The organism is Bifidobacterium rousetti (assembly GCF_008698235.1).
Classification (GTDB): Bacteria; Actinomycetota; Actinomycetes; order Actinomycetales; family Bifidobacteriaceae; genus Bifidobacterium; species Bifidobacterium rousetti.
This window is the reverse complement of sequence record NZ_PEBH01000001.1, coordinates 94,233-109,879: the sequence shown is the minus strand read 5'-3', so window position 1 is coordinate 109,879 and position 15,647 is coordinate 94,233. Positions and strand designations below refer to the sequence as shown.

The window sequence follows — 15,647 nt, the reverse complement described above, 5'->3', positions numbered from 1 at the left end:
TGAGAGGGAGCCGAATCACGCAAACCGTACGGGCGGATCAATCCGGATGCCCGGATCAGTCCGGATCAGTCATCAGCGCGGCAGCATCATCGGACGCTGCGAGGCCGTGATCGGGGCCGGCAGCTCGCTGACGTGCTCGCTGGACAGGTACTCGTCGACAGCGGCCGCGCAGGAGCGGCCCTCCGCGATGGCCCACACGACGAGGCTCTGGCCACGGCCGGCGTCGCCGCACACGAAGACGCCGTCCTGGGAGGTGGCGAACTTGTCGTTGCGGGCGATGTTGCCGCGCTTGTCGAGGTCGACGGGCAGCTGGTCGAGGATCGTGGTGGTATCCGGGTGCAGGAAGCCGACGGAGATGAGCACCAGATCGGCGGGCAGGACGCGCTCGGTGCCCGGCTGACGGGTGAACGGGCCGTTCTCGCCGGGGGCCACGGAAACGACCTTCAAACCGGTGACGTGGCCGGTCTCGTCGGCGATGAAGCCCTCCGCGGTGGTGGAGTTCTCGACGTGGATGCGCCCCTGCTCCTCGTCCGTGCCGATGAAGTTCACCGAATCGGTGGAGTACAGGTATTCGCCGCCCTCGGCCATCGACGTGGTCTTCTGGTAGGTGCGGGCGAAGGTCGGCCACGGCTGGTTGGCCGGACGGGTGGACGGCTCCTTCGGCATGATCTGCAGGACGGTGACGTCCTTCGCGCCCTGACGGATCGACGTGCCAAGGCAGTCGGAGCCGGTGTCGCCGCCGCCGATGACGATGACGTGCTTGTCCTTGGCGGTGATGTCGTTGACCGGCTTGACGCCGTAGATGCGACGGGTCGCATCGGGCAGGAAGTCGAGGGCGAAGTGGATGCCCTTGAGCTCGCGGCCCGGGATCTTCATGTCGCGCGGCACGCGGGAGCCGATGGCCACGACGACCGCGTCGTACCGGTCGCGCAGGTCGTCCCAGGTGATGTCCTTGCCGATCTCGACGTTGGTCTCGAATCGGGTGCCCTCGGCCTCCATCTGCTCGACGCGGCGGTCGAGCAGCGTCTTCTCGAGCTTGAAGTTCGGGATGCCGTAGCGCATGAGGCCACCCAGCGCGTCGTCCTTCTCGTAGACGACGACGGTGTGGCCGGCGCGCGTGAGCTGCTGCGCGGCGGCGAGGCCTGCGGGGCCGGAGCCGACGACCGCGACGGTCTGGTCGGTCAGGCGCTGCGGCGGCATCGGCTTGACGTAGTCGAGATCCCACGCCTGGTCGATGATCGTGCACTCGTCGTTCTTGATCATCGTCGGCGGCTGGTGGATGCCCAGCACGCAGGCCTGCTCGCACAGGGCCGGGCAGATGCGGCCGGTCACCTCCGGGAAGTTGTTGGTCAGGCTCAGACGCTGGTAGGCGTCCTCCCACTGCTCCTGCCGAACCAGATCGTTGAACTCCGGGATCAGGTTGCCCAGCGGGCAGCCGGTCATGCAGAACGGGGTGCCGCAGTCCATGCAGCGGGCCGCCTGCTCGGTGGTCCACGGCTGCAGACCGGATTCGGCGTGCACGTCGAACCAGTCCTTGATGCGCTCGGCGACGGGACGCTCCGCCAGCTCCCTACGGGTGCGGACTTTCAGGAATCCTCTCGGGTCGCCCATCTCAGTGCGCTCCTTCCATGACGTGCTCGTACACCTGCTCCCAGGCACCGGGCGTATTGAAATCGATGTGTTCCGCTTCGGCCTCTGCCATGGCCTTGGTCATGGCAAGGAAGTGCTTCGGCACGACGTGCGTGAAACGCTTCGCGGTGGCGTCCCAGTCCTCGAGCAGGCCCGCGGCGAACGCGGAGCCGGTCTCCTCGGCGTGGCGCTTGACGAGGCCGCGCACGAGGTCGGAGGTCTCGGCGTCGAGCGGTTCGAAGAGCAGCGCGCCGGACTCGACCGCCTCGGGGTTGACCTGCTTCATGTCGAGGTCGAGCACGTACGTGTTGCCTCCCGAGAAGCCGGCGCCGAAGTTGCGGCCGGTGGGGCCGAGCACGACGACCGTGCCGCCGGTCATGTACTCGCAGCCGTGGTCGCCGACGCCCTCCACGACGAAGGTCGCGCCGGAGTTGCGCACGGCAAATCGCTCGCCCGCCTTGCCGGCGACGAACATCTCGCCGGAGGTGGCGCCGAAGCCGGTGACGTTGCCCGCGATGACGTCCTCATGCGGGTCGAAGGTGACGCCGTCCTCCGGGCGGACGATGAGCCGGCCGCCGGACAGGCCCTTGCCCGCGTAGTCGTTGACCTCGCCGTAGACGCGGATGGTCTCGCCGCGCGGGATGAACGCGCCGATCGACTGGCCTCCGGAACCGTGCAGGGTCATGTCGATGGTGTCGTCGGGCAGACCCTCGGCGCCGTAGCGGCGGGTGATCTCGTAGCCGACCATCGTGCCGACGGTGCGGTTGACATTGCGGATCGGCATCTCGATGCGCACCGGTTCCTTGTGGTCGAGCGCGGGTTCGGCGAGCTCGATGAGCTTGTTGTCGAGCGCCTTCTCGAGCTCATGGTTCTGCGGCTCGGTGTTGTGCAGGATGGTGCCGGGGACCGGGCCGGACTGCTTGAGCACGTTGGTCAGGTCGACGCCGTCGGACTTCCAGCGCTTGATCGCCTCGTCCTGATCCAGGCACTCGACGTGGCCGACGGCCTCCTCGAGCGTGCGGAAGCCGAGCTGGGCGAGGATCTCGCGCACCTCCTCGGCGATGAACATGAAGAAGTTCACGACGCTTTCGGGCTTGCCGCGGAAGCGGGCGCGAAGCTCCGGGTCCTGGGTGGCGATGCCCTGCGGGCAGGTGTTCTTCTGGCAGGCGCGCATCATGACGCAGCCTTCGACGATCAGCGCGGCCGTGGCGAAGCCGAACTCCTCGGCGCCCAGCAGGGCGGCGATGACCACGTCGCGGCCGGTCTTGAGCTCGCCGTCGCACTGGACGACGATGCGCGAGCGCAGGCCGTTGAGGATCAGCGTCTGCTGCGTCTCGGACAGGCCGATCTCCCACGGGGTGCCCGCGTGGCGGATCGCGTTGAGCGGGGCCGCGCCGGTGCCGCCGTCGTAGCCGGAGATCAGCACCACGTCGGCATGGCACTTGGCCACGCCGGCCGCGATGGTGCCGACGCCGAACTCGGAGACGAGCTTGACGTGGACGCGGGCCTTCGGGTTGGCCATCTTCGCATCGTAGATCAGCTGCTTGAGATCCTCGATGGAGTAGATGTCGTGGTGAGGCGGCGGGGAGATGAGCTCGACGCCCGGGGTGGCGTGGCGGACCTTGGCGATCCACGGCGGGACCTTGGCGCCCGGCAGGTGGCCGCCCTCGCCCGGCTTGGCGCCCTGGGCGAGCTTGATCTGCAGGTCGGTGGCGTGCACGAGGTAGTCGGAGGTGACGCCGAAGCGCGCGGAGGCGATCTGCTTGATGCGGCTGTAGCGGCGCGGGTCCTCGATGCGGTCGTCGGACTCGCCGCCCTCGCCGGAGTTGGAGCGGGCGCCGATCTGGTTCATCGCGATGGCGAGCGTCTCGTGGGCCTCCTGCGAGATGGAGCCGTAGCTCATCGCGCCGGTGGAGAAGCGCTTGACGATCTCGCTGGCCGGCTCGACCTCGGAGATGTCGATCGGCTTGCGGCTGGCGTTGAACTTCATCAGGCCGCGCAGCGTCATGATCCTGTTGGAGGTGTCGTTGATGTGCGCCGAGTACTTCTTGAACATGTTGTAGTCGCCGCGCTGGGTGGACTGCTGCAGCAGGAAGATGGCCTCGGGGTCGTTCAGGTGGTCCTCGCCGGTGCGACGCCATTTGTAGATGCCGCCGGTCCTCAGGTTGCGGTGCGGGGAGGCGGTCCACTGGTTCGGGTAGGCGACGCGATGGCGGGAGGCGACCTCCTCGGCGATCTCGTCGAGGCCGACGCCGCCCACACGGGTGGTGGTGCCGGTGAAGTACTCGTCGACGACCTCCTGGCTCAGGCCCACGGCCTCGAACAGCTGGGAGCCACGGTAGCTCATGATCGTGGAGACGCCCATCTTGGCCATGATCTTGAGCACGCCGGTGGACAGGGCCTTGGTGAGGTTCTTCACTGCGGTGGCCGGATCGACCTTCACGTAGCCTTCGCGCGACAGGTTCTCGACGGATTCGAACGCGAGATACGGGTTCACACAGGCCGCGCCGTAGGCGATGAGCAGCGCGACGTGGTGGATCTCGCGCACGTCGCCGGCCTCGACGGCCATGGAGATCTGCGTGCGGGTGTGGCGGCGCAGCAGGTGGTGCTGTACTGCGGAGGTGAGCAGCAGGGACGGGATCGGGCCCCACGTGTGGTTGGAGTCGCGGTCGGACAGGACGATGAAGTTCTTGCCGTTGTCGATCGCCTCGTCGATCTCGGCGAAGATCTCGTCGAGACGCTGCTGGAGGGCCTCGCCGCCGCCAGCCACCTGATACAGGCCCTTGACGACGTACGGGCGGTAGTAGCCGCCGAGGATGCGCGCCTTGTCGAGGCGCTTCAACTGGGCCATCTCGTCGGAGTTGATGACCGGCAGCGGGATGAGGATCTTCTTGGCGTGCAGCTCGGTGTCGGACAGGAGGTTCGGCTCCGGGCCGATCGCGGATTCGAGGCAGGTGACGACCTCCTCGCGCTCCCAGTCGAGCGGCGGGTTGGTGACCTGCGCGAACTTCTGGTGGAAGTAGTCGAACAGCATGCGCGAGCGCTTGGAGAGCACCGGCAGCGGGGTGTCGTTGCCCATCGAGCCCAGCGGCTCCTTGCCGGTGTTGGCCATCGGCGTCAGGACGATCTTGAGATCCTCCTCGGTGTAGCCGAAGGCGCGCTGACGGCGCTGGACGGACTGGCCGGAGTGGTTGACGTGCTCGCGGGCGGGCAGGTCGCTCATCTCCACGGAGTTGCCCTCGACCCACTTGCGGTACGGATGCTGGGAGGCGAGGGTCCTCTTGATCTCCTCGTCGGGGATGATGCGGCCCTCGGCGGTGTCGACGAGGAACATCTTACCGGGCTCGAGGCGACCCTTGGAGACGATGTGCTCCTGCTCGATCTCGGGCAGGACGCCGGCCTCGGAGGCGAGGACGAGGTAGCCGTCGTCGGTGAGCTGCCAGCGGCCGGGGCGGAAGCCGTTACGGTCGAGCAAGGCGCCGACCTGGGTGCCGTCGGTGAAGACGATGTCGGCCGGGCCGTCCCACGGCTCGATCAGCGTGTTGTTGTACTCGTAGAAGGCCTTGAGATCCGGATCGAGCTGGTCGTTCTTCTCCCACGCGGGCGGCAGCATCATGCTGATCGCATGCGGCAGGGAGCGGCCGGCGAGGTGCAGCAGCTCAAGGCACTCGTCGAAGGTGCCGGAGTCGGAGTAGCCGGGCGTGGCGATCGGCAGCAGCGGCTCGAACTCGCCGAGCAGTTCGGAGCTCAGACGCCCCTCGCGGGCGGACAGCCAGTTGCGGTTGCCCTGGATCGTGTTGATCTCGCCGTTGTGGGCCAGCAGGCGGAACGGCTGGGCCAGCGGCCAGCTCGGGAACGTGTTCGTGGAGAAGCGGGAGTGCACGATGGCGACGACGGCCTTCATGCGCTCGTCCACCAGATCCGGGAAGAAGTGGGTCAGCTGCATGGTGGTCAGCATGCCCTTGTAGGTGATGGTGCGCGCGGACAGGGAGGCGAAGTAGACGCCCACCTCGTGTTCGACGCGCTTGCGGATGCGGAACGTCTTGCGATCCAGCTCGATGCCGGCGAGGCCGCCCTGCGGATCGGCGACGACCAGAGTCTTGAAGCTCGGCATCGCGGCGAGCGCCTGCAGGCCGAGGCCGTCGGGGTTGGTCGGCACGACGCGCCATGCGAGGACGTCGAGGCCCTCCTCGCGCACGATCCTGGCGATGGCCTGCTCCTGCTGGCCGGAGGTTTCGATGTCGCGATCGAGGAACGCGATGCCGGCGGCGTAGTGGCCGGCCCCGGGCAGTTCCGCGGGCACGGTGGCGCGCATGAACTCGTCCGGCATGCTCATCAGGATGCCGGCGCCGTCACCCGTGTTCTCCTCGGCGCCCACGGCTCCACGGTGGTCGAGATTGACCAGCACCTCAATGGCGTCCTTGACGATCTTGTGCTCAGGGCGCTTGTTGAGGGTGGTGACCATACCCACACCACAGGCGTCATGCTCGTTGGAAGGGTCATACATGCCGTCCGGAGCATGGACCGTGAGATCAAGCGGGGCTTTAAGTGTCACCGAAATCACCTCAATTATTCGCGAGCGCGCGTTGAGACGCGACTCTTGGGCTTATTGCTGTTGACAGCGTAGCGTCGCGGTGTATCGTTCACGTTTCGCTGTCCATATACCGAATTGGCGAAAAAGTCAATACCCAATTTTACGCGACTCACCGACCCCGGCGCGCTGAGCACGTTCACAATGCGGTTCGCGGTTTCGGCCGTTCCACGCCCTCGAGCAGAGCGTGAACATAGTCGTGCAGTTCGGGGCGCGTCAGCGTGTGCCCGCGCAGGTACGACCAGTCGAGGACGAGCATCAGGGTGTTGGCATAGTGATCTGCGATCAGTTCGGCCGGTAGCGCGTGGCGCTCCCGGTCGACGCAGGTGCGCATGAGGTCTCGCGAGCGTTCGGCGATAAAGGCTCGCAGGCTGGCGAACAGCGGCCCGTCGACCGGATTGTGCTCAAGCACCTCCTTCAGCAGGGCGGCGTTGTCCTCGAGCATGTCGGCCATCATGTCGAGCGCGAGGTCCACACGGCGCTCCGGCTCGGCCGATTGGAGGTCACCGATCCTTGATTTTCCGGACAGGGCGGTCCAGCAATAGGTCAGCAGATCGTCGCGGTCGTCGAAGTAGTTGTAGAACGTGGCGCGCGGATACGAGCTGCGTTCGCACAGCTCGTTGACACTGATCGACATGAGCGGCTTGGTGCGCAGCAGGTCCATCATCGCACCGGAGAAGGCGTCAAGCGTGCGCAGCGCGCCGCGGGAGAGTTTTGCATTCAGATCCTTTTTCATGTCACGTCCATTTCGTTTTCTCACTCATCCATTCGGGGCCAATCGGCAACGACACGGGGGGACGCCGGCGTGTTGCCAATGATGCCAACGGCTTTACCCTAACCTATCGTCCAGAATTTTGCAAATGTCCAAAAATGGATTATCGTACAGATCAAATGAAGTTAGACAAGTGCAAAAACTTGGACGTTCATACACAGGAAAGGAACATCATGAACGCAGACCGCACTTCGGAAATCAACCCCGGAATCGCCTCGGGGGCCGTCTCGGGGATCGCAACGCCCCTCACCCTGCCCTGCGGGGTCACGGTGAAGAACCGCTTCTACAAGTCGGCCATGAACGAGGCGCTGGCAGGGCGCGACTGCGCGCCGACCGAACGGCACGTCCGCCTCTACCGCACATGGGCGGAGGGTGGTGCCGGCGTGCTCGTCACCGGCAATGTGATGGTCGACCGTACGCAGCTCGGCGAACCCGGCAACGTCGCGGTCGAGGACGAACGCGATCTGAACATGCTGCGCCGTTGGGCCGCCGCGGGAACCCGTAACGGAGCCCATTGCTGGATGCAGATCAACCACCCGGGACGCCAGTCCCCCATCACCATCAACCAGCATCCGTACGCGCCCAGCGGCGGCAAACTGGAAGGGGACTACGGACGGTTCTTCGCCGAACCGACCGCGCTCACCGTCGAGCAGATCCACGACATCGTGCGCCGTTTCGCCACGACGGCGCGGATCGCGAAGAAAGCCGGGTTCACCGGCGTGGAGATCCACGCGGCGCACGGCTACCTCATCAACCAGTTCCTCTCGCCCGAGGACAACCGGCGAACCGACGAGTACGGCGGCGACATCGAGCATCGCGCACGATTCCTGTTCGAGGTGTTCGACGCGGTGCGCGCGGCGGTGGGGCCGAAGTTCCCGGTCGCGGTGAAACTCAACTCCAGCGACGCGCCGATCGCCGTGAAGATCGACGATCGCGGCGGGTCGTTCGCAGGCTTCGATGAGGAGGAGTCCACCTGGGTCATGAAGCAGCTCGAGAAGCGCGGCGTCGACCTGATCGACATCTCCGGCGGCACACTCGAGAAGCCGGTCATCCAAACCAACAGCGGCGCACTCGAGGATCGCAGGCGCGGCGTGTACTTCACCGAATTCGCCAGACGCGTCAAGGGCGAGCTCACCGTGCCAGTGGCCCTGACCGGCGGGTTCCGCAACGCGCGGGACATGGAGCGCGCGCTCGACGAGGGAATCACGCAGATGATCGGCATCGCGCGTCCGTTGGCCCTCGTGCCCGACCTGCCGAAGCGGATCATCCGCGACCGTTGGGACGGCAGCGTGGATCTGCCGTGGGTGACGACCGGGGTCAAGGCGCTCGACCGTGCGTTCGGCGGCATCCTCGTCATCAGCTGGTTCGAGCTGCAGATGAACCGCATCGGACGCGGGCTACGTCCCGATCCGAGGATCGGCGGATTGCGCGCGCTGTGCTTCACGATCGGCAAGCACGGCCCCGCGGCCCTGACGCCTCGCCGCCGCAAGGGCCATCAGTGAACATCCATGACAGATAGCCGAGAAACAACCGGTCGTACGCACGGCGGATGAGGGATATCAGTCATCACGGCATTGAACCGGCTCGATGCCGTGATGACTCCCCTGCTGCCCGAAATAGGAATACACTAGGCAACAAAAGACGTTTTCGTGCAGGACGCGGGATTGAAGGTGCCGGAATGCCGGAGCTGAGTCGGTTCTTCGGAATCATCATTCGCATGATGTATCAGGATGAGAAGGCATGGAACGAAGCGGTGTCCGGCCGCCCGTTCGACCGAATCAAACCACTTTCGTGAGCCAGTAAAGAAAAGAGATCGCCATGTTTGAGGTGAATGGCATCCTGTATGCGGATGAGCCCACTCAGGAACTGGAGGTACGCTCGGCCCGTATTACCGATGACCACATTATGCTGGTAACGTTCTCCACCGGCGAGACACGCCTGTGTGACTTCACTGAGATGTATGATGATGTGCCCGCTTTCGCCCCGCTGCGTGAAGAGAAAGTGTTCGAGGATTTCCACATCGATCACGGCGTTCTGACGTGGTGCAACGGTGACATCGATATTTCGCCCTCATACCTGTATGCCCATTCGTATGAGTACGCCATGCAAGGGGAACTGGCGTCAGCCTGACGGACAGGTCGACGGCGTTCACGGCGCGATGGCCGACTTTACAATTTACAGAGCCAGCCCCTCGACCCACTTGGCGAGTTTGGCCTCGCTTTCGTTTGCGCCCACGCGGCGACCCGGCACCCAATGAGCGGCGGGGGCCGAATCGTGCAACTGCACGCCGTCGGCGCCGCGCGTGCTGGACCCGGAGGTCGCGAACGTGACGATGGTCCCGCCATCCCAGTCCTCGCTTTCGAGGAACGTGCGCACCACACGCGGCGCGGTCTCCCACCACAGCGGGTACCCGACGAACACGACGTCGTAGCCGCTCACGTCGATCGGCGTCTTCAACGCCGGACGAATGGCGCGGTCACGATGCTCCACGCTGGAGCGGCTGCCGGAGTCGCGCCAGTCGAGGTCGGCGGCGGTATACGGCTCGGCGGGTTCGATCTCTTTGAGGTCGGCGCCGATCGCGTGCGCGAGACGTTCGGCGACCTCACGGGTGGTGCCGGTGGCGGAGAAATACGTGACGAGCATGCGCTTGGACATGATGCTTCCTTTCCTTCATCCCGATACGGGCAGTCTGTCGTTCGATTTCAGTAATACCCACCTCAAGCGCTCGAAGACAAACGCATGCGAGATCGATCAGCGCCGCTGGCCGGTGAAGGGCATGGGCCTGCGATGGGGCGCGACGGCCGTGCCCACGACCGAGCCGTCGGGTTCGGACACATCAGCATTGAGGTGGACGGTGAGCGGGCCGAACGGCAGACGCACGCGAATGTCGAACGAATGCCGCGTCCCGTCGCGCACGCCATCCCGGTAGGATGCCACGATTCCCATGATCTTCGCCTTGCCATGGAACGAGGTTCGGGTCATGTCATCGTAGGAGACAATCACAGGGATCGCGATTACGCCCACCGGCGAGTTGAGCCGCACGTCATAGCGGGCGGTGAGCGCCGGGTCGTCGCAGGGATCGGGTGCAAGGGGCGCGGCGGCGGCATCACGAACGGCTCCGGCGATCTGTGGGGCGGCCTCGTGCGGCGGGACGGGCACGCGCACGGCCACATGCCTATGCGGGAAGAGATCGTGCAGGAGCCGCACATACCACCGTCCGTCCCGCTCCCCCACCGCATCCCCCGTGGGCTCGGAAGCCGCCCGGGCCAATGCCGGGATCCCCGCGAGCTTCGGGTTGACGGCGAGCGCATTGCCGGTGAACGCCATGCGCTTCTGCTCCTCGGTGAGCTTGTCGGTCCCTTCCAGCGCCCGAGCCTGACCGAGCACCGCCTCGATGGGTGTGTAGGGGGTGTCCGACCCGTACAGCAGGTGGGTGTCCGGCACATTGCGTAAAAGGTCGGCGAGCTGCTTGGGCTCACTGAATCCGGCAAGGTCGTAGTACACATGGGACATGGCGTCCATATAGTCGACACGACGGTCCGGGTCAGCGAAGCGCAGCATGAACTCGAAGCTTTCGAACCGGTCGGCGAGGATGGAGACGAACGCGCCGGCATGCGGCATCACCCAGCGGATGTTCGGGAACTTGACGAACGTGTCCTCCAGCACCATGTTGGTGAAGGCCCGCGTGGTTTCCACGAAGTATTCGAAAGCAGGAAGGGACAGGCCCTCGCATGCGCCGGGCACGGACACGGGCGGCGCGGTGGGATGGACGATCGCCATTGCGCCGCGGTCGTCCAGTTCGCGCATCACCGGATCGAGTCGGGGGTCACCCAGATACACGCCATGGTGGTTGGTCGTCAGTCCCACGCCGTCGGCCTTGAGCTCGTCGAGCGTACGCCGGGCCTCCGCCGCGGACTCCTCGGCCCATGGCAGGGGCAGTGTGGCAATCAGCCCGAACCGGGTCGGGTTCTCGGCGACGATTGCCGCCCCCTGGTCGTTGATCTTCCGGGCCAGCTGCAGACAGTCGTCCGCCTGCGGCAGGAAGATATTCGGCGAGGAGAGTTCCAGATGTGCGTAGGCGATGCCGAGCAGGTCCATCTTGTCACGCTGCCAGTCGGGAGTCCAGTAGTCGGGCGTGGGATAACCGTCCGGGTTGCCGGGATAATGTGCGCGCAGGAATTCCAGGTACGCGGGAGGCAGGTAGTGCGACTGGAAGTCGACCTTGCCGCGGAAGCGCAGCGGGGCGGCATCATTCGATTCGACCGGATGGTTCATAGTTTTCCTTTCTTTCTCTTTTTTCTCCATTCCCGGCTCATTCCACGCTCTTCAACGCGCCGAGCATGTCCACGTCCTTGAGACGGCGGTACACCACCCAGCCGAGCATGGCGAGCACCACAACCACCACGGCGAGCGGCACGGCGAATGCCGGCCAGGCGAGGGCTGGGTCGAACATGACCTCGTCCGGCGGCACCTCGGTGATGATGTATCGGTGCAGGCCGGCACCGAACACGTATCCGACCAGCACTCCGAACGCGGACAGGACGATCGTTTCGCGATAGATGTACATGGTCGTCTCCCCGGTATGGAAGCCGAGCACCTTGATGGTGGACAGTTCGCGGATGCGTTCGGACACGTTGAGGTTGGTGAGGTTGTAGAGAATCACCACCGCAAGCAGCGCGGCCACCAGGATGAGCACCTCCATGATCTGGTCGAGCGAGTCGACGATCGTGGCCACCTGGTTCCTCATGGTGATGTTCTGCACCACGCCCTTGACCCCGTCCACGGTCATAAGGTCAGCTCCCTGCCTGTTGGCGTTGCCCACGGACGAATCCTTGAGACGGACCATGTAGGCGTTGGACTGGTAGTCGGCGTCGAACGCGCGACCGTAGCCGCCGGAGGACATGAACATGAAGTGACCGATGTACATTTCGGTCACGCCGTCCACGCGCACCTTGCGCTCCGTGCCGTCGGGATCCGTCACGGATATGGTGTCCCCGGCCTTGGCACCGAGCATATCCGCCATACGTTCGGAGATGATCGCGCCGCGGTCAGTCAGGACCTGCGGGTCATGCGAGACACGGTCGCGCAGGGTGATGTAGTCGCCGAAGTTGTAGGTGTCGTCGGTGACGATGAGCGTGATCGTCTGCTTATCACCCTGCTTGCCGGCGGTGGCGGTGAGCTCCTCGTAGCGGATTGGCGCGGATTGGTCGATCGCCCCATTGCCGTCGTCCCCGTCCGCCGGGGCGACGGCCTTGGATACGGCGTCGCGCTGGTCGGCGTTGTTGTCTGATTTCTCCGCCACGATCAGGTCGTAGTGTATGATGCCGCCGAACTGGAACTCGCCGATTTGGCCGATCGACGCCTGCACGCCCAGGCCCGCGGTGAGCAGCGACACTGCGCCGGCCACGCCGAAGATGGTCATGAAGCCGCGAGACTTGTAACGGAATAGGTTGCGGGCCGTGACCTTACGGGTGAAGCTCAGGCGGTCCCACACGGGCGTGATCCGCTCGAGGAAGATCTTCGAGCCCTTGGCGGGCGGTTTGGGCAGAAGCAGCGCGGCGGGCCTCTCCTTGAGCTCGCGGGACGCGGCGATCCACGCGGGCGCCACGGCGCTCGCCCATGCAAGCAGGAACGCGGCGGCGGTCACGCCGGGATGGAAGTGCAGCTCGATGCGCGGCATGGTGAATCCGGAATCATAGGCGTGGTAGACGATGAGCGGCAGGATGGTATGCCCGGCCGCCACACCCAGAATCGTGCCAGCCGTGGAGGCGGAGAAGCCGTAGACGAGGAATTTCTTCATGATGTCCGCGTTCCCATATCCCAACGCCTTGAGGGTGCCGGAATTGGTGCGCTCCTCATCCACCATGCGGCCCATGGTGGTGAACGTGACCAGCGCGGCCACGAAGTACAGGAAGATCGGGAAGATGCGCGCGAGTTTCATGACGATGTCCGCGATGATCTCGTACACGCGATATCCCTCGGAGGTGAGTCCCTCGCGCCGTCCGTCGATCGAGTACGCGGGCACTTCAAGGGTGTCCACCTTTTCGCTCGCCAGTTTGATCTGACGTTCCGCGTCGGCGATCTTCTTCTCGGCCTCGGGCTTGGCGTCATTGAATTCCTCGAGCTTCTGGTCGTATTCGTCCTCGGCCTTCTCGAGGTCGCGCTGGCCTTGGATCATCTGTGAGGCACCGTCGGACGCCGATCCGGATGCAGCCGTGGAGACGGCGTGCCCGAGTTCGGTCTGCTTGGATGCAAGCAGTTTTTGAGCTTCCGCGATCGCGGCCGCGTTCTTTTGGTACTCCTCGGATCCCTGATCAAGCTTGGCGGCCCCTTCGTTGAACTGTTCAAGGCCGCTGTTGTATTGGTTCAGCATGGCGTTGTACGTGTCCGCAGCCGTGTTCCAGTCGGCGAGCGCCTGATCGTAGCGCCCCTTGAGGCTTTGATACGCCTTGCCGGTTATCCCGGTTTTCTCCCATGAAGCGAGGAGACGACCGGTGGCGTCAAGCGCGGCCTTGGATGCATCGAGTGCCGCGCGAGCCACGGTGAGCTGCTTGCCGGCCTGATTGAGCTGCAGCCAAGCGAGTTCGAGACTGCCCTGGCCCTGATTGAGTTGCTGGGCGCCGGCAGCGAGCTGGGTTTGGGCGGCGGAGAGCGTGGAGTTGGCGGAAGCGATCTGCGAGGTTGCGCCGGCGAGTTCGGCGGCCGCGGAGGATGCCTGGTCGACGGCGTCGAGCTGTCCCTGGGTAATCTGGTCCTTGCCGGATTCGATCTGTGCCTTGGCATCATCAAGCTGGGCTTGGGCGTCCGCGAGCTGCTGTTTGGCGTCGTCCACCTGCTCTTGCGCCTTGGCGATCTGTTCGCGACGTTCGGAGCGGATGGAGTCACGGCGGGCGGCGGGCTGGTTGGCGAGCCGTCGGGAGAGCATGGTCTTGTGGTCCTGCACGCGGTCACGGTAGGCGTCATCCCAGTAGTTCAGTCCGGCTGTGTCCTCAAAGGTGACGCGGCCGATCATCGCCACTGACGAGTCGAACGTGGCCGCAGTGACCACGGCGTATCCGTCGAGTTCGCCGGATCCGGCGGTGGACTGTCCCATGTTGAGGTTGGAGACGGTGTCGCTGGCCTCCACGAAGCCGACCACGGTGAAGTCGGTCCGTCTGAGCACGGTGTCGCCGGCGATGTCCGGCATCTCGGTCACGCTGATGGAGCTGCCCACGGCGAACCGGTCGCGCTCCCCCGTGTCAAGCGCGATCTCCCCGGTCGCTTGCGGCAGCCGCCCCTCCGCGACCTCGTAGGTGGAGACGGTCTCGGGCAGCGAGTGGACGCGCAGGCTGTGATCGCTGTCCGCGATCGTCACATCCTTGAAGTAGCCGAATTCAGCGTCCTTCACACCAGCGGTTTCGCGGATGATCGCCTCGTCGTCGGCGGTCAGGCCGTAGTCGCTGATCACGGTCACATCCGCGAGATTGTGCTCGCCGTAGAACGCGCGGCCTGTGGCCCGCATGTCGGGCGCGGTGGCGAACAGACCCACGAGGGCGAACGATCCTAGGGCCATGAGGCTCACGATGGAGGCGAACCTCCCCTTGGACTTGGCGAGGGTGGCACGGATGTCGCGCCACAGCATGCGTTTGCGAGGTCTGCGAAGCCTGCGAGACGTCATAGCGCTCACCATTCCAAGTCCTCGATGTCCATGGGGTGCTCGTTGACCTCGATGGATTTAACTCGCGCGTCATGCATGTGGATCACGCGATCGGCGATGGGCGCGATGGCGGAGTTGTGGGTGACGATCACCACGGTGGCGCCCTTGACGCGGCTCTGGTCCTGCAGGATGCGCAGCACCTGCTTGCCGGTGTTGTAGTCGAGCGCACCGGTCGGCTCGTCGCACAGGAGAATCTTGGGGTTCTTGGCCACGGCACGGGCGATGGCGACGCGCTGCTGCTCACCGCCGGAGAGCTGCGCCGGGAAGTTGTCGATGCGGTCCTTCAGCCCCACATCCACGAGCGCCTGGACCGGGTCCTGCGCATCGCGCACGATTTCGGAAGCGAGTTCGACGTTCTCCCGGGCGGTGAGGTTGGCCACGAGGTTGTAGAACTGGAACACGAACCCGATATCGGTGCGGCGGTAGTCGGTCAACTGCCGTGCAGTGTAGTTCGAGATGTCCTTGCCGTCGATGATCACCTGCCCCTCGCTGTTGGTGTCCATGCCGCCCAAAATGTTGAGTACGGTCGATTTCCCTGCGCCGGACGAACCGAGGATGATTGCCAGTTCACCCTTCTCGATGCCGAAGCTCACGTCATTGTTGGCGACGATGACGGTGTCTCCCATGTGGTAGCGCTTGTAGCTGTGCACCATCTCGATATATGCCACAGGTCCTTCGCCTCCTTGTGTTCCTTATGGTTGCCTCAACCACTAAATAAACAACATGTTGATATAATGATGTCGATGATAGGAAGCGTCGGCATATCAGGTCAATCAACAACTTCCGACGATCCGTTCAGATTGAACACTGTCCCCCAAATCGTTCATATCACCATGAATCACCCATTAAAAAGACAACATGTTGATATAATGCATCGGTATCAGCATCCCCAAGCAGCAATGCAGACCCCTGCAGACCCCACGGCGCGGCCACAGTCGACCGCACGAATCCAAGGAGCA

At 64.6% G+C, this 15,647-nt stretch carries 9 protein-coding genes; 2 read left to right on the top strand and 7 right to left on the bottom strand.

Features of this window, described 5'->3' with window-relative positions:
* Positions 1 to 72: 72 nt before the first annotated feature.
* The 3 genes from CSQ85_RS00580 to CSQ85_RS00565 form a co-directional block, all read right to left on the bottom strand.
* Positions 73 to 1,611, bottom strand: a complete 1,539-nt coding sequence (locus CSQ85_RS00580; protein ID WP_150382405.1) for a glutamate synthase subunit beta — start codon at positions 1,609 to 1,611, stop codon at positions 73 to 75.
* A 1-nt stretch (position 1,612) separates the two neighbouring features.
* Entirely contained in the window at positions 1,613 to 6,184 is a 4,572-nt protein-coding gene (gene gltB, locus CSQ85_RS00575; RefSeq protein WP_150382404.1) for a glutamate synthase large subunit, read from the bottom strand.
* A gap of 175 nt (positions 6,185 to 6,359) precedes the next feature.
* The gene (locus tag CSQ85_RS00565; RefSeq protein WP_150382403.1) at positions 6,360 to 6,956 is read right to left on the bottom strand and encodes a TetR/AcrR family transcriptional regulator; all 597 of its coding nucleotides are present in this window, start codon (positions 6,954 to 6,956) and stop codon (positions 6,360 to 6,362) included.
* A gap of 209 nt (positions 6,957 to 7,165) precedes the next feature.
* Here CSQ85_RS00565 and CSQ85_RS00560 point away from each other — a divergent pair, with 209 nt between their 5' ends.
* The gene (locus tag CSQ85_RS00560) at positions 7,166 to 8,494 is read left to right on the top strand and encodes an NADH:flavin oxidoreductase/NADH oxidase family protein (RefSeq protein WP_150382402.1); all 1,329 of its coding nucleotides are present in this window, start codon (positions 7,166 to 7,168) and stop codon (positions 8,492 to 8,494) included.
* A gap of 316 nt (positions 8,495 to 8,810) precedes the next feature.
* On the top strand, positions 8,811 to 9,122 hold the full coding sequence (locus tag CSQ85_RS00555; protein ID WP_150382401.1) for a DUF2442 domain-containing protein: 312 nt from the start codon (positions 8,811 to 8,813) through the stop codon (positions 9,120 to 9,122).
* A 45-nt stretch (positions 9,123 to 9,167) separates the two neighbouring features.
* Here the strand turns inward: CSQ85_RS00555 and CSQ85_RS00550 are convergent, their stop codons facing one another.
* From CSQ85_RS00550 to CSQ85_RS00535, 4 genes are all read right to left on the bottom strand, one after another.
* Positions 9,168 to 9,647, bottom strand: a complete 480-nt coding sequence (locus CSQ85_RS00550) for a flavodoxin (RefSeq protein ID WP_150382400.1) — start codon at positions 9,645 to 9,647, stop codon at positions 9,168 to 9,170.
* 96 nt (positions 9,648 to 9,743) lie between these two features.
* Positions 9,744 to 11,267: an amidohydrolase family protein gene (locus CSQ85_RS00545; protein ID WP_190972808.1), complete on the bottom strand. Its 1,524-nt coding sequence runs from the start codon at positions 11,265 to 11,267 to the stop codon at positions 9,744 to 9,746.
* Between the two features lie 37 nt (positions 11,268 to 11,304).
* The gene (locus CSQ85_RS00540; protein WP_223846738.1) at positions 11,305 to 14,661 is read right to left on the bottom strand and encodes an FtsX-like permease family protein; all 3,357 of its coding nucleotides are present in this window, start codon (positions 14,659 to 14,661) and stop codon (positions 11,305 to 11,307) included.
* Complete coding sequence (locus tag CSQ85_RS00535) at positions 14,655 to 15,356, bottom strand: ABC transporter ATP-binding protein (protein ID WP_150382398.1); 702 nt, start codon at positions 15,354 to 15,356, stop codon at positions 14,655 to 14,657. The genes CSQ85_RS00540 and CSQ85_RS00535 overlap by 7 nt, the downstream gene beginning before the upstream one ends.
* Positions 15,357 to 15,647 lie beyond the last annotated feature (291 nt).

Bases quoted from the DNA above. Each gene is read 5' to 3' on its own strand.
- CSQ85_RS00540 (WP_223846738.1), bottom strand. From the start codon at position 14,661: ATGGTGAGCGCTATGACGTCTCGCAGGCTTCGCAGACCTCGCAAACGC.
- CSQ85_RS00550 (WP_150382400.1), bottom strand. From the start codon at position 9,647: ATGTCCAAGCGCATGCTCGTCACGTATTTCTCCGCCACCGGCACCACC.
- CSQ85_RS00580 (WP_150382405.1), bottom strand. From the start codon at position 1,611: ATGGGCGACCCGAGAGGATTCCTGAAAGTCCGCACCCGTAGGGAGCTG.
- CSQ85_RS00560 (WP_150382402.1), top strand. From the start codon at position 7,166: ATGAACGCAGACCGCACTTCGGAAATCAACCCCGGAATCGCCTCGGGG.
- CSQ85_RS00555 (WP_150382401.1), top strand. From the start codon at position 8,811: ATGTTTGAGGTGAATGGCATCCTGTATGCGGATGAGCCCACTCAGGAA.
- CSQ85_RS00545 (WP_190972808.1), bottom strand. From the start codon at position 11,267: ATGAACCATCCGGTCGAATCGAATGATGCCGCCCCGCTGCGCTTCCGC.
- CSQ85_RS00565 (WP_150382403.1), bottom strand. From the start codon at position 6,956: ATGAAAAAGGATCTGAATGCAAAACTCTCCCGCGGCGCGCTGCGCACG.